Source organism: Azospirillum sp. (genome assembly GCF_035628975.1).
Classification (GTDB): Bacteria; Pseudomonadota; Alphaproteobacteria; order Azospirillales; family Azospirillaceae; genus Azospirillum.
On the sequence record NZ_DASPIS010000049.1, the window covers coordinates 47572 to 69551 of the forward strand.

The 21980-nt window shown below is 69.0% G+C and carries 21 protein-coding genes; 7 read left to right on the top strand and 14 right to left on the bottom strand.

Going from position 1 to position 21980, the window contains the following annotated elements; translation table 11 throughout:
- Positions 1-12: 12 nt before the first annotated feature.
- The 14 genes from VD964_RS10810 to VD964_RS10875 form a co-directional block, all read right to left on the bottom strand.
- Positions 13-1251 (bottom strand): response regulator, encoded by a 1239-nt coding sequence (locus VD964_RS10810; protein WP_324868429.1) that lies wholly within the window; start codon positions 1249-1251, stop codon positions 13-15.
- Between the two features lie 2 nt (positions 1252-1253).
- Entirely contained in the window at positions 1254-2105 is an 852-nt protein-coding gene (locus tag VD964_RS10815) for an ATP-binding protein (protein ID WP_324868431.1), read from the bottom strand.
- A 5-nt stretch (positions 2106-2110) separates the two neighbouring features.
- Positions 2111-2416, bottom strand: a complete 306-nt coding sequence (locus tag VD964_RS10820) for an STAS domain-containing protein (RefSeq protein ID WP_324868433.1) — start codon at positions 2414-2416, stop codon at positions 2111-2113.
- A gap of 53 nt (positions 2417-2469) precedes the next feature.
- A complete protein-coding gene (locus VD964_RS10825; RefSeq protein WP_324868435.1) occupies positions 2470-3645 on the bottom strand; it encodes a methyl-accepting chemotaxis protein in 1176 nt (391 codons plus the stop codon).
- Positions 3646-3686: 41 nt separating this feature from the next.
- On the bottom strand, positions 3687-4748 hold the full coding sequence (locus VD964_RS10830; protein ID WP_310112189.1) for a chemotaxis response regulator protein-glutamate methylesterase: 1062 nt from the start codon (positions 4746-4748) through the stop codon (positions 3687-3689).
- A 3-nt stretch (positions 4749-4751) separates the two neighbouring features.
- Positions 4752-5414: a chemotaxis protein gene (locus VD964_RS10835; protein WP_324868439.1), complete on the bottom strand. Its 663-nt coding sequence runs from the start codon at positions 5412-5414 to the stop codon at positions 4752-4754.
- A gap of 3 nt (positions 5415-5417) precedes the next feature.
- Positions 5418-6329 carry a CheR family methyltransferase gene (locus VD964_RS10840; protein ID WP_324868441.1) on the bottom strand — a complete coding sequence of 304 codons (912 nt, stop codon included), beginning with the start codon at positions 6327-6329 and terminating at the stop codon, positions 5418-5420.
- Positions 6330-6348: 19 nt separating this feature from the next.
- Positions 6349-8985 carry a methyl-accepting chemotaxis protein gene (locus VD964_RS10845; RefSeq protein ID WP_324868443.1) on the bottom strand — a complete coding sequence of 879 codons (2637 nt, stop codon included), beginning with the start codon at positions 8983-8985 and terminating at the stop codon, positions 6349-6351.
- Positions 8986-9053: 68 nt separating this feature from the next.
- On the bottom strand, positions 9054-9602 hold the full coding sequence (locus tag VD964_RS10850; protein ID WP_324868445.1) for a chemotaxis protein CheW: 549 nt from the start codon (positions 9600-9602) through the stop codon (positions 9054-9056).
- Positions 9603-9611: 9 nt separating this feature from the next.
- A complete protein-coding gene (locus VD964_RS10855; protein ID WP_324868447.1) occupies positions 9612-11924 on the bottom strand; it encodes a chemotaxis protein CheA in 2313 nt (770 codons plus the stop codon).
- A gap of 33 nt (positions 11925-11957) precedes the next feature.
- The gene (locus tag VD964_RS10860; protein WP_324868449.1) at positions 11958-12335 is read right to left on the bottom strand and encodes a response regulator; all 378 of its coding nucleotides are present in this window, start codon (positions 12333-12335) and stop codon (positions 11958-11960) included.
- Positions 12320-12634, bottom strand: a complete 315-nt coding sequence (locus VD964_RS10865; RefSeq protein WP_149222259.1) for an STAS domain-containing protein — start codon at positions 12632-12634, stop codon at positions 12320-12322. Before VD964_RS10865 ends, VD964_RS10860 begins: the two co-directional genes overlap by 16 nt.
- A gap of 184 nt (positions 12635-12818) precedes the next feature.
- Positions 12819-13310: an RNA pyrophosphohydrolase gene (locus VD964_RS10870; protein WP_324868453.1), complete on the bottom strand. Its 492-nt coding sequence runs from the start codon at positions 13308-13310 to the stop codon at positions 12819-12821.
- Positions 13311-13330: 20 nt separating this feature from the next.
- Positions 13331-14074 carry a sulfite exporter TauE/SafE family protein gene (locus VD964_RS10875; protein ID WP_324868455.1) on the bottom strand — a complete coding sequence of 248 codons (744 nt, stop codon included), beginning with the start codon at positions 14072-14074 and terminating at the stop codon, positions 13331-13333.
- A 165-nt stretch (positions 14075-14239) separates the two neighbouring features.
- On the opposite strand from VD964_RS10875, the gene VD964_RS10880 reads away from it, so the two are divergent.
- The 7 genes from VD964_RS10880 (at position 14240) to VD964_RS10910 (ending at position 21971) form a co-directional block, all read left to right on the top strand.
- Positions 14240-15514: a glutamate-5-semialdehyde dehydrogenase gene (locus VD964_RS10880; protein ID WP_324868457.1), complete on the top strand. Its 1275-nt coding sequence runs from the start codon at positions 14240-14242 to the stop codon at positions 15512-15514.
- 202 nt (positions 15515-15716) lie between these two features.
- Positions 15717-16346: a nicotinate-nucleotide adenylyltransferase gene (locus tag VD964_RS10885; RefSeq protein WP_324868459.1), complete on the top strand. Its 630-nt coding sequence runs from the start codon at positions 15717-15719 to the stop codon at positions 16344-16346.
- Positions 16343-16789, top strand: a complete 447-nt coding sequence (gene rsfS / locus VD964_RS10890) for a ribosome silencing factor (protein WP_111066995.1) — start codon at positions 16343-16345, stop codon at positions 16787-16789. Before VD964_RS10885 ends, rsfS begins: the two co-directional genes overlap by 4 nt.
- A gap of 25 nt (positions 16790-16814) precedes the next feature.
- Positions 16815-17273 carry a 23S rRNA (pseudouridine(1915)-N(3))-methyltransferase RlmH gene (rlmH, locus tag VD964_RS10895; protein WP_149222254.1) on the top strand — a complete coding sequence of 153 codons (459 nt, stop codon included), beginning with the start codon at positions 16815-16817 and terminating at the stop codon, positions 17271-17273.
- A gap of 96 nt (positions 17274-17369) precedes the next feature.
- The gene (gpmI, locus tag VD964_RS10900) at positions 17370-18932 is read left to right on the top strand and encodes a 2,3-bisphosphoglycerate-independent phosphoglycerate mutase (protein ID WP_324868463.1); all 1563 of its coding nucleotides are present in this window, start codon (positions 17370-17372) and stop codon (positions 18930-18932) included.
- 201 nt (positions 18933-19133) lie between these two features.
- Positions 19134-20543, top strand: coding sequence for a murein hydrolase activator EnvC family protein (locus VD964_RS10905; protein ID WP_324868466.1), 1410 nt, complete (start codon positions 19134-19136; stop codon positions 20541-20543).
- Entirely contained in the window at positions 20544-21971 is a 1428-nt protein-coding gene (locus VD964_RS10910) for a S41 family peptidase (protein WP_324868468.1), read from the top strand.
- Positions 21972-21980 lie beyond the last annotated feature (9 nt).

Here is a 21980-nt window from a genome sequence, read left to right on the forward strand (position 1 = left end):
TGTTCCCGGTATTCATCTGGCCCCCCGCTCGATCCACAGCAGCGTGTGGTCGTCGCCGCTGACCTGTCCCAGTGCAAAGCTGAGCGAGCGCACGACGGCCTCGAAGCCGTCGCCTTCCGCCACCGCGCGGGCGATCATCCAGCCGAGCCCGATCCCGGTGCCGCCGGCATCCAGCGCCTCCAGCACCGCGACGGAGTAAAGCGCCAGCACGGCACCCGGCGGCAGTTCCATGACCTCGGCGCGATAGCGGGTGCCGGGAGCGATGCCGATCGCCAATCCGGTGGCGACGCCGAAATCCGATCCGCCGTCTCCGCGCAGGATCATCGGCGGCGCTCCCTCGGCGGAGGCATGGGTGAAGCGCCCGAGTTCGCCGTCGACCACGCCGTAGGTCATGGTCGCCGTCTCCCCCGGTGCCAGCAGACCGGCGGCGCGGTCGTTCAGGGCGCTCAGCAGGGCGGCGGCATCCTCGCCGTGGATGGGCCCCAGCTCCTGCAGAAGGGTGTGCAGGCGGAAGGCGTTCAGCGCCGCCGACACGCCCTGGCCGGCGACGTTCAGCAGATAGACGCCGAAGCGCCGGCCGGAGAGCGGCAGCAGCCCCCAGAGATCGCCGCCGAGATGGGGCGAGATCACGCTGTGGGCGCGCAGCGTGCAGCCGGCCGCCCCGGCGACGGCGGTGCATTGCGCCGGCGTCGGCAGCAGGTGCTCCTGCATCGAGCGGGCGATGGACAGTTCCGCCTCCACCCGCGCGCGGTAGCTTTGCAGCCGGCGGATCAGCACGCGGTCTTCCAGATGGATGCGCACGCGGGCCAGCAGCTCCGTCCGCTCCAGCGGTTTCGCCACAAGGTCGGTGGTGCCGGCGGCGAAGGCTCTGTTGCGGTCCTCGCCCGACGACAGGGCGGTCTGCACCAGGATCGGCAGGTCCGCCGTCTCCGGCATGGCGCGCAGGCGGCGGCAGACCTCGTAGCCGTCGATCCCCGGCATCATGATGTCGAGGATCAGCAGGTCGGGAACGCCGGCCTCGATCATCGCCAGTGCTTCCATCCCGTTGGTGGCGAAGGAGACCTTGCGGAATCCCGCCTCGGCCAGGAAGGTGCCGATCACGGTGCGGTTGAAGGCGGTGTCGTCCACCACCAGGATCGGGCAATCCAGGATCTGCGAATCGGGTATCTGAGAGTCGGCGACCTGGAATTCCGGATCCCGGCCTTCGAGGCTTTGCGGACGGCCGGTGCCGGAGATGTCCTGCCCGGTCATGGTCACAGCCGGAACCTCAGGCGGATGCGCCGGCCGCCATCCTCGATCTCCAGCCCGTCGGCGATGCTGCCGATCAGGTCGAGTCCGCGGCCCGACGCCCCGGCCCGCTCCGGCCTGCGCGGGACGAAGCCGGCGCCCTGGTCGGTGATCTCGACCGTCGCCAATGCCCGGCCATTCTCCGGCGCGTCTTCCGGCCGGCTCCCGGCTGGTCCAGGCCCATGCCCGGCCGGGGCGGTTTGCGGCGGGTCGATGCGTACGGCGATGGCGATCCGCCGCGCGGCGAGCACCGGGTCGGCGAGCCCGTCGCCCAAATCGCGGGAGAAGCGTTCCAGTTCCTGGGCGCTCAACTCCTTCATGCCGCTGACGCCGAGATTGCCGTGCACCAGCGCGTTGCTGACCGCTTCATGCAGAGCCAGTTCGATATCGTCGCGGCGGTGCCCGGAAAGCGGGTGGCGGGCGCCGATGGCGGCCAGCAGGCGACCGCCCAGTTGCAGGTCGTGTGCGGTCGCGGTGGTCAGGTTGACATAGAGGTCGGTGCCGGACGCCTCGGCCAGCAATGCCGCCACGCCGCGGCCATCCTCATCGCTGGCCGCCGGTTCGACCCAGGCGGCGACCGGGGGCAGCCAGAGAGAGTCCGCCTCCGCCGCGCCACCATCCGTCAGGAGCAGCGCCAGCGCTCCGGAACCGGCTGGCCCCTCTGCCGGCCCCTCTGCCGGCCTCTCTGCCGGACGCAGGCCCAGCGCCCGCGCCAGCCGATTGCTGCGGTCGTGCGGCAACCCCGGCGCGACGAACCCGGCGAAGCGCGTGCGGAGCCCGGTGGCGGCGCCACTGGGAAGGGTGTCCCCGTCGGTCAAGCGGGTCAGTCCTCGATCGGGACGATCTTGGCGATCTGCGCCACGGTCAGCACCCGCTTCACCTGGCCGGCGGCGGCACGCAGCACGAACTGCTTGTCGGCGCGGTCCATCTCTTCCCGCGCGATCAACAGCATGCCGATGCCGGCGGAGTCGACGAATTCCAGCGAGGACAGGTCGAGCACCTGGCGCCGGGGCTTGTTCTGCCCCATTTCGCCGATCAGGGCGCGCAACTTTGCATGGTCGTTGAAGGTCAGGCGGCCGCGCAAGCGGACCACCGCCTCCTGGTCTCGCACTTCGATGCCGTAATCCATGATGTCGTCTTTCAGAGTAGGTATCTCACTGTACAAGCGCCGGCTGTTCCGCGCTAGAAAAGTTCAATATCGCCACCGGAACCATTGTCCCCTCCGACATCCAGGTCGAGCACGCCGTTCTCGTCCAGTGCGGTGCCCTCCAGCAGCAGTTTGCGCACGAAACGTTCGCGCATCTCGCTCAGCGTGAAGCGGCCCATCAGCTGGTTCAGCCATTCCTGCGGCTCCCGCGCGCCGATGCCGGGCGGCACCTGGGCGCGGATGCGGGTCTCCAGTTCGCCCAGCCCGGCGCTCATGATGGCGAGGCTGTCGTTGATCGCCTCGATCCGCTGCTTGGTCAGATCCTGGAACTGCATGCCGGTGATGACATGGGCGATGGTGGAGGACATGTCGGTCGACACCGATGCCGCCGTTTCCAGCACCGCCTGGAAATGGGTGGTCTGGGCCACCAGGCTGTCCATCGTCTTGTCGACGCGTTCCTTCGCCAGCATCTGCGGCGACATGTCGGTGTTGGCGATCTGGCGCAGGATGTCGTGGCCGTTGCGCACGCCCTTGACCACCGCGCCGACCTTGCTGCGCATGCGGTCCGCCAGTTCGCCGGTAGTGCGGGAGAGGTGCCGCACCTCCTGCGCGACCACGGCGAAGGTGCGCCCGGCCTCCCCGGCGCGGCTGGCCTCGATGGTGGCGTTCAGCGCCAGGAAGTTGGTCTGGCGGTTGATGCCGTCGATGTCGCCGATCGACTTCTCCAGCTCGGCCACATCCTTCTGAACGTCGTCCAGCAGATAGACCATGCTCATGGCATGGCGCGACAGGGTGACGATGTTGGTCACCATGTCGGTGATCATGTCCTGCATGGCGACGACCAGCGTGTCGATCGGCACCCGTTCGCCGTCGATGTCGACCGATCCCGCCATGGCGACGATCTGTGCCACGCGCTCCGACTGTTCCAGGGCCTTTTGGGCCAGTTCGCGGAAGCGCTCCGACAGGTCGAGGGTGGAGGTCTCCACATGGTCCGACGTGCGCGTCAGCTCGCTCTGGACGATGTCCAGCGTGCGGCGCTGCACGTCGGCGAAGCCGAGCCAGGTCGACAGAAGCTCTGCCGTGACGGCGACCTTGGCCTCGCCGTCCGCAGGGGGTGGCGCCGGGCGGTCCGCCGGGGCCAGAGCGGTGTCTCGGGCGGCATCTCGGACGGCGAACTGGGCGGCATCTCTGGCGGCGGCGTGGATAGACATACTGGTGCTCCTTGGGAACTCGGCCCGGATGCCCGCCCGGGTCAGGCGGTGCGGGGGCGCTCGCCGACGGCGTCGAAGGCGCGCAGCATTTCGGCGGGGATTTGGGTGAGCGGAAGTTCGACCGCGACCGCGCCGGCCTCCTTGGCGGCGCGCGGCATTCCGTAGACGACGCAGCTCGATTCCTGTTCGCCGATGGTGAAGGCGCCTGCCTCATGCATGGCCTTCATGCCGATGGCGCCGTCGCGGCCCATGCCGGACAGGATCACGCCGACCGCCTTGCCGCCCGCCGCCTTGGCGACGGAGGCGAACAGCACGTCGACGGACGGGCGATGGCCGCTGACCGGCGGCGTGTCCTGGATGTGGCAGACGAAACCGGCGGTGTCGCGGACGACGGCGAGGTGGCGGTCGCCGGGCGCGATCAGCACCAGCCCCTGGGCCGGCCGGTCGCCGTGAACGGCCACCCGCACCGTCGGCGCTGACAGCCGGTCGAGCCGGGCGGCGAAGCTGGGCACGTAGCTGGGCCCCATATGCTGGGTGATGAGGATGGGCGGGCAGTCGGCCGGCATGGCGGCCAGAAGGTCGCGGATGCGCTCCACCCCGCCGGTCGAGGCGCCGACGGCGATCAGCCGCTTGCCCGATCCGGCGCGGCGCGGCGTCGGCAGGACACCATGGACGGCAGGCGGCCTGCGCATGGCCAGCCGGGCGGTGGCGGCGACCCGGATCTTCGAGACCAGCTCCATCGCCGTCGCCTCGAACCCCAGCCCGTCGGAGCCGCCGGGCTTGGCGACGCAGTCGACTGCTCCGAGCTCCAGCGCGCGGATGGCGGCGTCGGAGCCCTCGCGCGTGAGGGAGGAGACCATGATCACCGGCGTCGGCCGCAGCGTCATGATCTTTTCCAGGAAGGAGAGGCCGTCCATCTTCGGCATCTCGACGTCCAGGGTGATGACGTCGGGATTGGTGGCCTTGATCACGTCGCGGGCCTCGAAGGCGTCGCGGGCAACGCCGGCGACCTCCATCCCCGGCTCGCGGGTCAGGATGTCCTTCAGCATCTCGCGCATCAGGGCGCTGTCGTCGACGATGACGACGCGGATCGGTCTGGGCATGGGTCAGTCCCCTCCCGCATCGGTCGGTCCGAACAGCTCCACCTCGCCCTCCACGGGGGTGCGGGCGAGATGGGTGATGAAGGACCGTTCGCGGGTGACGGTGTCGGCCGCCGCCTCCGGCCGCAGCAGGCGGCGCAGGGCGCGGCCGCTATGGGGGAAGTAATGCAGGCGCCGCGCGGAGCCGCCGCCCAGATCCAGCCCGGCCAGCGTCAGCCCCTCCGCCCGCACATAGTCCAGCGCGAAGCGGCTGTTCAGCCCGCCGATGTTGTAGCTCGAATCGATGACGCTGGCGCCGCCGAACAGCTTGACCTTCAGGCGCCTGCGGTCGGCCCCAGCGGCGAGCAGGGCGTTGATCAGCCGCTCCATCGCGACCGATCCGTAGCGCGCGGCGGCGCCGGCCCCCTCCAGTTCGCTGGCCGGCAGGTCGGGCAGCATGAAGTGGTTCATGCCGCCGATCCCCCGCACCGGATCGTGGATGCAGGCCGCCACGCAGGAGCCCAGCGTGGTCGCGATCATCAGGTCGCCCCGGTCGCTGACCGCCTGCTGGCCCAGCGCGATCTTGACCGTCTCGGTCTTGAACTCGTGGTTGAAATAGCGGCCGCTGCCCAGCCGCGGCGCCGGTGCCGCCGGACTGGGTGCCGCATGGGGGAGGGTGGAGGCGTTCATCGCTCACTCCCTCCGGTAAATCGTTGGGCCGGCCTGTCGGAACAGGTTCGACACGCCATACAGGCTCTCCGAGTGGCCGAGGAACAGATACCCGCCGGGGCGGAGCATCCGGCCGAAGTTTTCTATCACCTGCGTGCGGCCGCGGCGGTCGAAATAAATCAGGACGTTGCGGCAAAAGATCGCGTCGAACGGACCTGACATGGGCCAATGTTCAAGCAAATTCAGAGGCTTGACGGTTACGAGACGCTTGAGATCCTCGCCCATCTCCACCGCCGGCTCGCCGTTCAGCCGGGTGTCGTGGGTGAAGCGCTGGCGGATGGCGGGCGGAATGCCGGTGGCGCCCGACAGCGGATAGATGCCCCGCCTTGCCGTGCCGACCATGTGGGTGTCGATGTCGGTGGCAAGGATGCGGGCGTCCCAGCGGCGCAGGTCCGCGCCCATGGTCGAGACCAGCACCATCGCCATGGTGTAGGGCTCCGGACCCGAGGAGCAGCCGGCCGACCACAGCCGCAGCCGCGGGCGGGAGGCTCCGGCATTGCGCATCCGCGCCTCCGGCAGGACGGTGGAGGCGAGGAAGTCGAAATGATGCGATTCGCGGTAGAAGCTGGTCAGGTTGGTGGTCAGCGCATTGACGAGGAAGCCGATTTCATCCGCCCCGCCATCACCCTGCAGCAGGGCGCAATAAGCGTCGAAATCGGGCAGCCGAAGTTCGCGCAGCCGGCGCGCCAGCCGGGCATAGACCATCTCCGCCTTGTGCGGGGCCAGTGCGATGCCGGCCAGCTGATAGAGCAGTCCGGCGATCAGGTCGAAGTGATGCCGTTCGAAATGGAACTCGCGCGCGCCGCCGAACACCGCGGCCGGCACCCGGCGCGACGCCGGAGATTCGATCGACAGGGCGGAGGAACGGTCGGTCATCGCGGCACCGGAGGCATCGTCAGACGGGCACCGGCTGCCGCCGGATTTCCCCGGCGGAGGCGGTGATGGCGGCACCCCGCGACTGGCGGTCCAGGGTGAAGAAGGTCATCTGCCGGCGCAGCTGGTCGGCCTGATCCTCCAGCGAGCGGGCGGCGGCGGTGCTTTCCTCCACCAGGGCGGCGTTCTTCTGCGTCATCTCGTCCATCTGGGCGATGGCGATGTTGACCTCGTCCAGGCCGGAAGCCTGCTCGGCCGTGGCCCGCGCGATTTCCGACACCAGATCGGCGACGCGGCCGATGCCCGACACGATCTCCGTCAGGGCGCCGCCAGCGGACCGGACCAATCCGACGCCCTCGCGCACCTGCCCGCCGCTGTCGAGGATCAGCGACTTGATCTCCTTCGACGCCTGGGCGGAACGCTGGGCGAGCTGCCGCACCTCCTGGGCCACCACGGCGAAGCCGCGCCCGGCATCGCCGGCACGGGCAGCCTCGACCGCCGCGTTCAGCGCCAGCAGGTTGGTCTGGAAGGCGATCTCGTCGATCACCCCGATGATGTCGGCGATCTTCTGAGACGACTGCTCGATCCGGCGCATCGCCTCCACGGCGCTGGTCGCCACCTCGCCGCCGCGGGACGCGGCGGTGCGCGCCTCGGTGGCATAGCCGTTGACCTGCTGGGCGTTGTCGGCGTTGGAGCGCACGGTGGCGGCGAGCTGTTCCATGCTCGCCGCGGTCTCCTCCAGCGAGGAGGCCTGCTGCTCGGTCCGTTCCGACAGGTCCAGGCTGCCTTCGGCCACTTCGCGGCTGGCGACGGCGATGGACCCGGCGGCATGGTCGATGCGCCGGACGATCTCCGACAGATGCGACACGGTGCCGTTGAAGTCGTCCTTCAGCCTCTGGAACACGCCCTCATACTGCTGGTCGATCCGGCGGGTGAGGTCGCCCTGCGACAGCGCCTTCAGCACCGATGCCAGTTCCTCGGTGACGGCGGCGACATTCTCCGACAGGCGGTTGATGCCCTCGCTGACCAGGCGGAAGAAGCCGGTCTTGCCGTCCAGCGCGATGCGGTGGCTGAAGTCGCCGCGGACGGCGTTCTCGACCATCGCGCTGATCTCCGCCTCGATCGCCAGTTCCTCCGTCAGGTCACGCCATTCGATGACGGTGCCCAGCTTCTCGCCTTGGCGGCTGACCACCGGGTTGGCGATGACCTGGAAGGTCCGGCCGCCGGTCCTGGCCCAGCCGCGGTGGGTCTGCTTCAGGTCGGCCAGCAGGCGGCGCTGGTGCGAGGGATCGCGGTGGAAGACGTCGAAGTTGCGGCCGACCAACCTGTTCGCGTCGAAGCCCGGCAGAGAACTGCGCAGGTCGGCCTCGGCATTGCGGAACATGGCCATGATGGAGTCGTTGGCGTAGAGGATGCGGCCGTCGGTGTCCGCCATCATGATGTTGGCCGACACCCGTTCCAGCGCGATGCGGGAGCGCAGGGCCTCCACCGCCTCGTCCTTGAAGGCCGCGACGGCGCGGGCCATGTCGCCCAGCTCGTCCTGCTGACCGGTGTGGGGGACGCTGACCGACAGCTTGCCGTCGGTCAGGTCGGCCATCACCCGGCGGATGCCGGTGACCGGCGTGACGATGGAGGCGGCGATCCGGTTGGCGGCGACGACGCCGATCACCAGCGACAGCAGCCCCAGCCCCAGCGTCAGGCGGATGGTGAAGGCCGCCACGGTCCCGGCCTCCTCCTCCGTCGCCCTGGCATCGGCGGCGATCCGGCCGACGATGCCGTCGATGGCGTCGTTGACCGCCGTGGCGGCGGCGGCGAGCCGGTCGGCGCGGCGCTTCGCCTCGTCATTGGCGGCGATGACGTCGCGGAAGGCTGCGCGATAGTCGGCTGCGCGGGCATCGACCTCGCGCAGGGCCATCGACAGGCCGCTGTTGGTACGGCCCCCGGCACCAAGGATGGCGGACAGCCGGGCGAGGGCGTCGGCCATCGCCTTGCCTTCGGTTTCCACCTGCAGGGCCGCTGCGGCGTCGCGCAGGCCGATGGCGCGGTTGGCGCTGAAGCGGGTCATCAGCCAGCGCTTCTCCACCTCCTGCGCGGCGAAGGCGGCATCCTTGTCGCCGGAGGCGTCGGCCCTGTCGCCAAAGGCGTCGGCCATCGACACCACCTCCTCCAGCCGCGTCGTCACCTGGGCACCCAGCGGGTCCATCCGTTCGCGCAGGCTGCGGTCGGCCTGCTCCCGCATGGCGCGAACCGCCTCGAACCGCTCATGGTAGGTGGTGTGCAGGCCGTTCAGCTCGGCGAAGGCGGCGGCCTGGGGCGAGGCCGCCAGCGTCGCCTGCCGCTGCGTCATCGCCGAATCGAACTCTCCGCGCAGCACGCGCAGCCGGTCCAGCGCCTCGGGCGTGCCCAGATTGATGTATTCGCGGGTCTGCAGCCGCTCGGCGGCCAGACGGCTTTCCAGATCCTTGGCGAAGACGGCGAGGTCGCCGGAGGCGATGACCCCGTCGATGCGGCGGTTCAGTCCGTCCAGCCCAAGGATGCCCACGCCGGACTGGGCGGCGATCAGAACCAGCAGAAGGCCGAAGACCAGCCACAGCCGTTTGGCGATGCGCATGTTGCTGAGGAAGCTGCCGGCTTTGGCGATCGTACCGTCGGTGGCCATCGGTGACGTTCCCTCTTTTTATTGCTTCTCGTTGCAGAGGCGCCGAAGGTTTGCCTCGCTCTTTCCGGTCAGGTGACTTCGAGCACCGGCGCGCGCGGGGCGGCGTCCTGGTCGACATGCTCGCCCGCGAACAGCTTCTCGACGTTCAGCAGGGTCACCATCCGGTCGTCGGCGGTGTAAAGGCCGCTGAGATATTCGGCGTCGATCAGGCCGCTGTCGACGTCGGGCGGCGGCTTGATCGCGTCATGGCCGATCGCCAGGATGTCGGAAATGGCGTCGACCAGGATGCCGCGCGTGCGCTCGCCCACCTGCATCACCACCACGACATGGCGCTTCGTCACCTGGGTCGGACCGCCGCCGAAGCGGGCGCGCAGGTCGAAGATCGGGATGATGATGCCGCGCAGGTTGATCACGCCGCGGACATAGTCGGGCAGATTCGGCAGGCGGCTTTCCGGCGTCCAGCCGCGGATTTCACGCACGGCCAGGATGTTGACGCCATATTCCTCGCTGCCGACCGTGAAGGTGACGTACTGCTCCTCCGTCCCGTTGGCGCTGGCGCCGGCGGGCTGGAGGTCGGTGCGGGAGTTGACGGTGGCGATTGCGGAGGAACTGCTCATCGCTGGGCCTCAAACCGTTTGGCGTTGACGCTGGTCGAACCTGTCCGCAGGGGCGGGCAGGGATGGGGAAGGCGGGGTGGCGCCGTCAGGGCCGCTGTTTCCATAGCCGCCACCGTGGCGGCTCATTTCGCGCAGGCCGGCGACGTCCAGGATCAGGGCGACCCGGCCGTCGCCCAGGATGGTCGCGGCGGCGACGCCGTCCAGCCGGCGGAAGTTGGCCTCCAGGCTCTTGATGACGACCTGCTGCTGGCCCAGCACCTCGTCGACCACGAGGCCGAGGCGGGAGCCGTCCTCCGTCTCCACCAGCACGACCAGCCCCTTGGTGGCGTCGTCGATGGCTTGGGGGATGCCGAACAGCCGGTGCAGATGGACGAGCCGCACATACTCGCCGCGCGCCATCATCACGTCGCACTTGTTGACCAGCCCATGCAGGTCGGCGGGCTTGGGCCGCAGGCTTTCCACGATGTTGGTCAGCGGCAGGACGAAGCGCTCCTCCCCCACCGAGATCACCATGCCGTCCAGCACCGCCAGCGTCAGCGGCAGCGACAGGACGAAGCGCGAGCCCTCGCCCGGCGTCGAATAGACGCCGATGCGCCCGCCCAGGCTGGAGATGTTCCGCCGCACCACGTCCATGCCGACGCCGCGGCCGGACAGGTTCGATACCTGGTCGGCGGTGGAGAAGCCGGGCAGGAAGATCAGGTGGTCGATCTCCTCGTCGGACATGGTGGCTCCGGGCTGGACCAGCCCCTTCTCGATCGCCTTCGACAGCACCTTGGCGCGGTTGATGCCGCGGCCGTCGTCCGTCACCTCGATCACGATGCGGCCGGACCGGTGAGCGGCGGACAGATGCACGGTGCCGGCGCGCGGCTTGCCGAGGCGTTCGCGCTCCTCCGGCCCTTCCAATCCATGGTCGATGGAGTTGCGGATCATGTGGGTCAGCGGATCGACGAGGTTCTCCACCACCGTCTTGTCGACCTCCGTCGTCTCGCCCGACGTAACCAGCATCACTTCCTTGCCAGTGGCTGCGGCGCATTCGCGCACCAGCCGCGGCATGCGGGAGAAGACGCTGGAGACCGGCTGGGCACGGATCGACATCACGCTCTCGCGCAGCTCGCGGGTATGCTGGGCGAGGCTCTCCAGCCCCTCCAGCAGTTCCTGGAACTGGCCGGGCGGCAGGTCGCGCAGATGCTCCGCGATCATCGCCTGGGTGATGACCATCTCGCCGACCATGTTGACGAGCCGGTCGATCTTGTCGAGGTCGACGCGGATGGTGTGGGTGGTCGGCCCGGAATGGTCGCCGCCGGCACCGCCGCCGTTTCCGCGCTTGGCGCCGTCGGCGGCCTTCGCGGCGCCGGGGGAGCCGGAGGTGGTGGCCGGGGCCGTTGTGGCCGGCGCGGAGGAGGGTACCGCCGGTTCCGGCAGGTTGGCGGCCGTCGCGGTGGCGGCCGGCAGAGGCTCGGCCGCCCGGATGATGGCGGGGGGCGGCGCCTCGGCACCGATGCGGATGTCGCAGTCGTCGGCGACGAACTCGAACACGTCGTCGATCTGGGCGCGGTCGACCAGCGGATCGGCCAGCAGCGTCACCGTCCAGGACAGGTGCAGCAGTTCGGCGTCGAGGTCGCGTAGCGAGGGCAGCTTGTCCAGGTGGCAGACCACCTCCGCGTCGCCAAGACGGCGCAGGGCGCGCAGCATGTAGGTCGGCTCGTTGCCGGACAGCAGCAGTTCGGCCTTCGGGCGGAAGACGATGGTCCAGCGGACCTTACCCTCCGGCACCGGGCCTTCCGAGACCGGACCTGCAAAGGCGGGGGCGGGCTGGTCGTCGCGCGCGGCCTGGATGGCGGCCAGCGCGTCGCCGAAGATGCCGGCCTCGTCATCCTCGTCGTCGGGATAGAGCCTGTCCGCGGGCGATGGGGGCTGCTCCTCCGCCGGTGCCTCGGCTTTGCCCAGGAAATGGCGGAGCGCCGCGACCGTGTCGTCGGTGGTGCCGGCAGGCGCGTCGGTTTCGTCGGCGGCATGGGCCAGCAGGCGGGCCAGCACGTCGTTGGCGCGGATCAGGGTATCGACCAGCCCGGTGGTGACGGGGATTTCGGCGTTGCGCACGCCGTCCATCACCGTTTCGAATTCGTGCGCGAAGGCGACGAGGTCGTTGAAGCCGAAGGCGCCGCCGCCGCCCTTGATCGAATGGACGGCGCGGAAGATCGCGTTCACCTCGTCCATGTCGATCTCGCCGGGGGCGAGGCGCAGCAGCCCGGCCTCGGCGACGGCCAGGAGTTCGGCGCTCTCGTCGAAGTAGGTCTGTTTGAAGCGGCTGAGATCGTCCACGGCTGTACCCCTTCCTTCGCTGACGGCTTGCGGTCAGCCGCAGACCTTCTGCACCACCGACACCAGCTTGTCGGGGTTGAAGGGCTTCACGATCCAGCCGGTCGCTCCGGCGGCCCGGCCCTCCGCCTTCTTGCTCTCGTCCGCTTCGGTGGTCAGCATCAGGATCGGCAGGGTGCGGTGGGCGGGAATGGCGCGCAGCTTGCGGATCAGGGTCAGCCCGTCCATCACCGGCATGTTCAGGTCGGTGATGACCAGATCGACCTTGGTGGTGGCGATGGCGCTCATCGCCTGCTGGCCGTCGGCGGCCTCCACCACGTCGTAGCCGGCGCCCCGCAGGGTGAAGGAGACCATGTCGCGCATGGTCCGCGAATCATCCACCGTCATCACTTTCTTCTTCACGCTCGGCTCCATTGCTTCAGCCAGGCGGCGAGACCCAGATCCTCGCACGCTTCGGACAGGACCTCGGACGGGGCGGCGAGGACGAAGGCGGCCCCGCGGTCGGTTGCGTCGCGGGCGGCGACGACCAGCGCCTGGATGCAGGCGGCGCTGATCCGCTCCACCGCGTCCGCCTGCACCGCGACGTCCGCCGACGCCTTGAAGGCGGCACGCAGGCTGTCGAGCAGAGGTTGCGCCATGGGCAAATCCAGGTCGCTGGGCAGGCCCAGGCGAATCCGCCCGCCATCCTCCTCCGTCCACTTGATCAGCGACACGCCACCCCTCCGTCCACAGCAGACGCACTCTTGCGCATTCCGGTTGCAGCAGCGACGTTGCCAGAAGGCGTCTCAAGGATTCGTTAAGCGGAAGTGGCGGATGGACCGGGCGTCGTCGAGAAGTTGGGGATAACCGCAGTCAAAATTGGGACATGCCGCCGGGATCGGTGCAAGGGTATGTGGGTCAGCCCTTCAGCCCGGCGATCAACGGACGGAATTCCGCCAGGACCGATTCGTAGACCGGACGCTTGAAGGCGACGATCAGGCCCGGCAACTCCTCCGCGTCGATCCATTTCCAGGCATCGAATTCCGGATGGCCGGTGTCGAGCCGGATGTCGGACTCGTCGCCGGTGAAGCGGGCCAGCATCCACGTCTGCTCCTGCCCGCGCCAGCGGCCCTTCCAGACCTTTCCCAGCAGATCGTCGGGCAGATCGTAGCGGTGGGCGGCGGCGGTCATGGCGATGAACTCCGCCTTCGCGGTGCCGATCTCCTCCTCCAGCTCGCGGAAGGCGGCGGTGCGGACGTCCTCGCCCTCGTCGACCCCGCCCTGGGGCATCTGCCAGTCGGCATCCGACCCGCAGCGCTTGGCGACGAACACCTCGCCGCGGTCGTTCAGCAGCATGATCCCGACGCAGGGACGGTAGGGCAGAGTGTTGCGGTCGATGGGGGCGGTCATGCCGGGGAACTCCGTTGGAATCAGGCTTTCGTGACGAAGAAATAGACGGTCATCGCCGCACCCACCAGGATCACCACCTTGCGCAGCACGGGCGGCGGAATGCGGCGGGCGACCGAGGCGCCGGCATAGCCGCCGGCCATGGCGGCCACCAGCATGATCAGCGCCTCCGTCCAATAGACGGCGCCCCCGGCGACGAAGGCCGCCACCGCGACGGCATTCAGGCAACCGGACACCAGCGACTTTAACCCGTTCATCGCATGCAGATCGGTCAGGCCGAAGACGCCCAGCGTCGCCAGGATCAGGATGCCGATGCCGCCGCCGAAATACCCGCCATAGACGGCGATCAGGAACTGCACGGCCAGCACCGTGCCATGGCCGATGGTGCAGTTGCGGCGAATCCAGGCAGACGCCTTCGGCCCGACGGCGAACAGCAGCGTGGCGAACAGCAGAAGCCAGGGGACGATGGCCTCGAAGGTCCGCTGCGGCGTCCATAGCAGCAAAAGCGCGCCCAGCAGCCCGCCGATCAGACTGATGCCGAGGAAGGAGGGCAGGTGGATGTCGCGGATGCGACCCAGTTCCCGCCGATAGCCGTAGGCGCTGGCCAGCGCGCCGGGCGACACGGCGACGGTGCTGGTGGCGTTGGCGTTCAGCGGCGGCACGCCGGCTAGGATCAGCGCCGGGAAGGTCAGGAAGCTGCCGCCTCCGGCCACGGCGTTCAGCACGCCCGCGAAAAAGGCGGAGACGATCAGCAGCAGCGTCAGCATGTCACCTTACCCGAAAACCTTGTCCCGGCGGGGCCGGCGCGTTGCGTTTTGCACACGCCCGCCCATACCGCAACGCCGAAGTCCCACAACCGCGCGGCTTTCGCAACCCCGAACAATTCGTTAAGGTCGTCGTCCCTTCAACGGATAGAGTGTCCGGAGACCTCCATGTCCGCCCTGCTCGATACCACCGACGCCCTGCACGACCAGATGATCGCCCTCGGCCGCGCCGCCCGCGCCGCCGCGGCCGCGCTGGCGACCGTGCCAGGGCCGTCGAAGGACCGGGCGCTGAGGGCGGCGGCGGCGGCCATCCGCGCCCGCGTGTCCGAGATCAAGGCGGCCAACGCCGAGGACATGGCGAACGCCCGCGACCTGTCCGGCCCCATGCGCGAACGGCTGATGCTGGACGACACGCGCATCGAGGGCATGGCCAAGGGTCTGGAGGACATCGCCGACTTCCCCGATCCCATCGGCGGCGTGCTGGCGGACTGGACCCGGCCCAACGGCCTGCGCATCCAGCGCGTCCGCGTGCCGCTGGGCGTCGTCGGCATCATCTATGAAAGCCGGCCCAACGTGACGGCGGATGCCGGCGGCATCTGCCTGAAGTCGGGCAACGCCGCCATCCTGCGCGGCGGGTCGGAGAGCATCCGCTCGTCCCGCGCCATCGCCGACTGCCTGGTCCAGGGCCTGCGCGAGGCCGGACTGCCGGAGGCGGCGATCCAACTGGTGCCGACCACCGACCGCGCCGCCGTCGGCCACATGCTGACCATGCGCGACTATATCGACGTCATCATCCCGCGCGGCGGCAAGTCGCTGATCCAGCGCATCGCCGACGAGAGCCGGGTTCCGGTCATCAAGCATCTGGACGGCAACTGCCACGTCTATGTCGATGCCGGCGCCGACCTGGAAAAGGCGCGCAAGGTGGTACTGAACGCCAAGATGCGCCGCACCTCCATCTGCGGTGCCGCCGAAACGCTGTTGGTCGACCGCGCCATCGCCGACAAGGCCCTGCCGCTGCTGGTGACGGACCTGCTGGACGCCGGCTGCGCCGTGCGCGGCGACGCGGCGGCCCAGGCCGTCGACCCGCGCGTGACCCCGGTGACGCCGGAGGATTGGGACACCGAGTATCTCGACGCCATCATCGCCTGCGGCGTGGTGGACGGGGTGGACGCCGCCATCGACCACATCAACGCCCACAGCTCCCACCATACCGAATCGATCCTGACCGAGGACCCGGCGGCGGCGGAGCGGTTCCTGTCGCGGGTGGACAGCGGAATCGTGCTGTGGAACGCCTCCACCCAGTTCGCCGACGGCGGCGAGTTCGGCATGGGCGCGGAGATCGGCATCTCCACCGACAAGTTCCACGCGCGCGGCCCGGTGGGTGCGGAGCAGCTGACCAGCTACAAGTATGTCGTGCGCGGCGATGGCCAGACGCGGCCTTAAGACCGACGCTCCCCCCACTATTGGAACCCTCTCCCCCCCGGGGAGAGGGCAGGGTGAGGGGGATGCATCGCGAGGATCGTCCGGCAAGCGGATCCCCCTCACCCAACCCTCTCCCCGCTATCAGCGGACCGAAGGTCCGCCTGTCGCGTCAGCGCAAACGAAGTTTGCGCGAGAGCGGGGGGGAAAGGGTAACCGCTCCGGGTTGAAGTCCAAATTTGAGCACGCCCCCCACCTCTATTCCGGGCCGCTCTATGCCGGCCTCACGGTCGGCATCCTCGGCGGGTCGTTCAATCCGGCCCATGCCGGGCACCGGCACATCAGCCTGTTCGCGCTGAAGGCGCTCGGTCTCGACCGGGTCTGGTGGATGGTCAGCCCGCAGAACCCGCTGAAGTCCGCCGCCGGCATGGCCTCTCTGGCCGAAAGGCTGGCGGAGGCGCGGGCGGTGGCCGCCCATCCGCGGATCGAGGTGACGGCGATCGAGACGGCGCTCGGCACCCGCTTCACCGCCGATACGCTGACGAAGCTTCAGCGCCGCTTCCCGAAAACGCGCTTCGTTTGGTTGATGGGAGCGGACAATCTGCGACAAATTCCGCGCTGGAAGCTTTGGACACGAATCTTCGACTCGGTGGCCGTTGCGGTTTTCGCCCGCCCCACCTATTCTCTTAGTGCGCTGAGCGGCAAGGCCGCCCAGCGTTTCACCCGTCGACGGGTGTCCGTGTCGGGGGTAAAAGGGCTCGCGCGCCGCAGGCGGCCGGCCTGGGCGTTCTTACGCAACCCCCTGCATCCGGCCTCGGCGACGGCGATCCGGCAGGCACGGGCCGCCGGGTCGTGAAACCGTTGCAAGAGGTTGGAGCCATCACCACGCACACCGAAACGGCCGCGACCGCTCCGCGGCCAGCCGCCGTTCCCCAGATCCTGGAACCGCAGGACCTGAAGGCGCTCATTCAGGCGTCGCTGGACGCCGATCAGGCGGATGACGTGACCGTCATCGATCTCGCCGGGAAAACCACCTTCGCCGATTACATGATCGTGGCGTCGGGCCGCAACACGCGGCACATCGCCGCCATGGCGATGAAGCTGGCCGAAAAGCTGAAGCAGGCCGGCGTCCGCGGCGTCGAGATGGAAGGCATGACCCAGTGCGACTGGGTTCTGGTCGATGCCGGCGACGTGATCGTCCACCTGTTCAAGCCGGAAGTCCGGACCTTCTACAACATCGAGAAGATGTGGGGTCTGGATCTGCCGACGCCGTCGGGCACGGCACGGCTGAGCGCCTGACGGACCGGAGGCGGAGGGCCGCATCATGCGTTTGTGGCTCGCCGCCGTCGGGCGGTCGCGGGGCGGACCGACCCGCGACCTGTTCGACGAGTATGTCGGCCGGCTCAGCTGGCCCTTCACCCTGAAGGAGGTCGAGGTGAAGAAGCGCCTCTCCTCCGACGAACTCAAACGGCAGGAGGCCGAGCTGCTGCTCGCCGCCGTGCCGGCCGGCGCCATCGTCGTGGCGCTGGACGAACGCGGCAAGGCGCTGCCCAGCGAGAGCTTCGCCGCCAAGATCGGCGACTGGCGCGACCGCGGCGCCGGCGACCTCGCCTTCCTGATCGGCGGTGCCGACGGCCATGGCGACGCGGTGCGCGCGCGGGCCGACTTCCTGCTTGCTTTCGGGCCGATGACCTGGCCCCACATGCTGGTGCGCGGCATGCTTGCGGAGCAACTCTATCGCGCCCAACAAATTCTTGCCGGTCACCCCTATCACAGATCCTGATACCGAACGTCGGGAACCGGCGTTCGCACACGCCGGAGCCTAAAAAGACCGAACCGAAAATTCCGAGACCACAACCTTTCGAGAAAGGTAAGCGCGATGACCGAGACCAACCGACCCCGCCCTGTCGTCCTGTGCATTCTGGACGGCTGGGGCTATCGCGAGGAGCGGTCCGACAACGCTATTGCGCTGGGCGACACCCCGAACTGGGACCGCCTGTGGTCGGCCGAGCCGAAGGCCTTCCTGAACGCCAGCGAGGAAGAGGTCGGCCTGCCCAAGGGGCAGATGGGCAACTCCGAGGTCGGGCACATGAATCTCGGCGCCGGCCGGGTCGTCATGCAGGATCTCGTGATGATCGACCACGCCATCGTCCAGGGCGATCTCGAGCGCAATCAGGCGCTGAACGATCTCGTGAAGACGATGCACAAGACCGGTGGGCGCGTCCACCTGATGGGTCTGCTGTCGCCGGGCGGCGTCCACTCCCACCAGGACCACATCGCGGCGCTGGCCGGCGTCCTGTCGCGCGAAGGCGTGCCGGTGGCCGTCCACGCCTTCACCGACGGCCGCGACGTGCCGCCGCAGAGCGCCAAGGATCAGGTCGCCGAGTTCATGGCCGACGTCTTCGAGCTGCCGGGCGTCGAGGTGGCGACCGTCATCGGCCGCTATTACGCCATGGACCGCGACAAGCGCTGGGACCGGGTCGCCAAGGCCTATGCCGCGATGACCAAGGCGGAGGGCGAGCGCGCCGCCGATCCGATCCAGGCGATCGAACAGAGCTATGCCGCCGACAAGCATGACGAGTTCATCCTGCCGACGGTGATCGGCGACTATGCCGGCATGAAGGACGGCGACGCCATCCTGATGGCGAATTTCCGCGCCGACCGTGCCCGCGAGATCCTGGCCGCCTATGTCGAGAAGGATTTCGACGGATTCCCGGTGGATGGCGCGCCGAAGCTGGCCGCCGTTGTCGGCATGGTCGAATATTCGTCGTCGCTGGCGAAGCTGATGACCACCATCTTTCCGCCGAAATCCCTGACCAAGGTGCTGGGTGAAGTGGTCAGCGAGGCGGGAATGACGCAGCTGCGCATCGCCGAGACGGAGAAGTATCCCCACGTCACCTTCTTCTTCAACGGTGGCGAGGAGCGGGTGTATGAGGGCGAGGATCGCATCCTGGTGCCGTCGCCGAAGGTCGCCACCTACGACCTGCAGCCGGAGATGTCCGCCGCCGAAGTGACCGGCAAGCTGGTCGGCGCCATCGATTCCGGCAAGTACGACCTGATCGTCGTCAATTTCGCCAACCCCGACATGGTCGGCCACAGCGGCATGCTCGACGCCGCCATCAAGGCGGTGCAGGCGGTCGACGGCAGCCTAGGTCAGGTGGAGGCCGCTGTGCGCCGCGCCGGCGGCACCATGCTGGTCACCGCCGATCACGGCAACTGCGAGCTGATGAAGGACCCGGAGACCGGCGGACCGCACACCGCCCACACGCTGGACAAGGTGCCGCTGGTGCTGGTCAACGGCCCGGCCGGCGCCCGCATCGAGAGCGGCCGTCTGGCCGACATCGCCCCGACGCTGCTCGACCTGCTGGGCCTGCCGAAGCCGTCCGAGATGACCGGCCGCAACCTGCTGGTCCGCACCGCCGCCCGCGCGGCGGCGGAGTAACGGATGGCCCCCGTCCCCTTTGCTCTGAATTCCCCCTCTCCCCCCCGGGGAGAGGGTCGGGGTGAGGGGGGTGCGTGGCGTGGAGGTGCGAGAAGTCCGGCGCTTGGCCCTGCAGCTCGATTTACATCCCGTACTGCATCCCCCTCACCCAGCCCTCTCCCCGGGGGGGAGAGGGTATCCGCTGGGGAGAGGGAATCCGGGGTGGGAGAGGGGGTTCTCGCCGGCTTCGTCGTCATTGCCGGGCTGATCCTTGCCCAGCCCGCGAATGCCCAGCCCGCGAATGCCCAGAACGATGCCCCCAAGGACACGCTGAAGCGCGTCGAACAGCAGCTTCAGACCGGCAAGCAGCGCCAGCAGCAGCTGGAGCGCCAATCGCAAGCCCTGCAGTCCGAACTCGACGACCTGCGCGGCCAACTGATCGCGCTGGCCGACCAGGCGCGCGGGCAGGAGCAGGCACTCGACCAGCTGGAAGAAACGCTCACCGCCCTTGAGGCGGAGGAACGCGAGCGGTCCGCCGGGCTCGACAATGAACGTCAGCAGATCGCCACCCTGCTGGCCGCCCTGCAGCGGTTGGCCCGCATTCCGCCGGAAGCGGCGCTGGCCCGGCCCGAAAGTCCGGTCGACACCCTGCGCTCCGCCCTGCTGCTGCGCGACGCGGTTCCGGCCTTGAAGGCGCGGGCCGATGCGCTGGGCCAGGCGCTGACCGCCCTGGCCGACACCCGCGGCAAGCTGGTCGACCAGCGTTCAAAGGCGCTGGCGGCGCGGGTGGCGCTTGCCGAGAAGCAGGGCGAGATGAACCGCCTGATCGCCCGGCGCGAGGAATTGTCGCGCCAGACCGAGGAGGAGCGCCTCCAGGTCGGCCAGCGCATGGCGGAACTGTCCGGTCAGGCCACCGACCTGCGCCAGCTGATGGAGCGGATCGAGGCCGAACGCCGCGCCGCCATCGAGGCCGCTGCCCGCCGCGAAGCCGAACGGCGCGAGGCGGAGCGCCGGGAGGCGGTCAAGCGCGAAGCGGAGAAGCGCGAGGCCGAACGGCGCCTCGCCGCCCAGAAGGAAGCCGAGCGCAAGGAGGCCGAACGCAAGCTGGCCGAGCTGCGTGCCGCCGAGCAGAAGATCGCCGAACAGAAGGCCGCCGAGGAAAAGCGCGCCAAGGATGAGGCTGCGAGGGAAGCGGCGCGCGAGCGCGAATTGGCCGCGAAGGCGCCGGATGGGCCGCCGGCGGTCGCCGGCATGGTTCTGCCCGCCGCCGGCAAGCTGACCACCCGCTTCGGCGAGGCCGACCGCTTTGGTGCCACCAGCCGTGGCGTGACGGTCCAGACCCGCGCCGGGGCCGCCGTGGTGGCGCCCCGCGGCGGCACGATCGTGTTCGCCGGCCCGTTCAAGGGCTATGGCCTTATCTTGATCGTGGAACATGGCAACGGATATCATAGTTTGATTGCGGGTCTGGGCCGGATCGACACGGCTGTCGGGCGTAAGGTGGCCGGCGGGGAACCGCTGGCGGTCATGCCGCCGGACGGCAATCCGGATCTCTATTTCGAGCTGCGACGAAACGGCCAGCCGATCAACCCGCAACGCGGGTTCGGCGCCCCGGAGGGGAAAGGACAAGGGTAGATGAGGATGATCAAGCGCGCCGCCACGGCGGCTGCTCTGGTGTTTCTGGGCGCCGGCGTCGCCACCGTCACCGCTCAGTCCAGCAATTCGTCGGACACCTACCGGCAGCTGAACCTGTTCGGCGACGTCTTCGAGCGCGTCCGCGCCGAATATGTCGAGCAGGTCACCGACGAACAGCTGATCGAATCGGCAATCAACGGGATGCTGACCTCGCTCGACCCGCATTCGAGCTATCTGAACAAGAAAAGCTTCCAAGATATGCAGGTTCAGACCCGCGGCGAGTTCGGCGGGCTGGGCATCGAGGTGACGATGGAGAACGGCCTGGTGAAAGTCGTCTCTCCCATCGACGACACCCCGGCCTTCCGCGCCGGCCTGCAGCCGGGCGACCTGATCGTCCAGCTGAACGGCGAGGCGGTGATGGGCCTCAGCCTGAACGAGGCGGTGGAGAAGATGCGCGGACCTATCGGCAGCGAGCTGAAGGTCACCGTCCGCCGCGGCGAGGCGGGGGAACCCTTCACCGTGTCGCTGACCCGCGCCGTCATCAAGGTGCAGTCGGTCCGCTTCCGCACCGAAGGCGACATCGGCTACATCCGCGTCACCAGCTTCAACGAGCAGACGCAGAGCGGGCTGGAGAAGGCGATCTCCTCCATCCAGCAGCAGTTGGGCGACAAGCTGAAGGGCTTCGTGCTCGACATGCGCAACAATCCCGGCGGTCTGCTCGATCAGGCGGTGTCGGTGTCCGACACCTTCCTGGACAAGGGTGAGATCGTGTCGACCCGCGGCCGGCGCGCGGAGGAGGGCACCCGCTTCAACGCCAAGCCGGGCGACCTGATCAAGAACCTGCCGATGGTGGTGCTGATCAACGGCGGTTCGGCCTCGGCCTCGGAAATCGTCGCCGGCGCGCTGCAGGACCACAAGCGCGCGATCATCATGGGCACCCAGAGCTTCGGCAAGGGATCGGTGCAGACCATCATCCCGCTGCCCGGCCATGGAGCCATGCGGCTGACCACGGCGCGCTACTACACGCCGGCCGGCCGGTCGATCCAGCAGCTGGGCATCACCCCGGACATCGAGGTGCATGTCGCCAAGGTGGAGGATCTGGACAAGAACATCGTCCGCCGCCGCGAAGCCGACCTGAAGGGTGCGTTGGTCAACCCCGACGCCAACAAGGCGCCGCGGCCGGCCACCACCAACCCGGCCGCGCCCGGAACTCCCGCCGCCCCGAATCCGGGCGCGCCGGGCGCCGGTGCGCCCCCGGCCGCTCCGGGGGCTGCTCCAGCTCCCGGTGCCGCTCCGGTACCGGGCGCCGCGCCGACGGACGGCGCGGCGGCGGAGGGGGCCGAGCCGCCCTTCGACTTCCAGCTCGCCCGCGCGCTGGATCTGCTGCGCGGCGTCGCCCTGTTCCAGCAGCGCGCCGCGGCGCGCTGACCGGGGCTG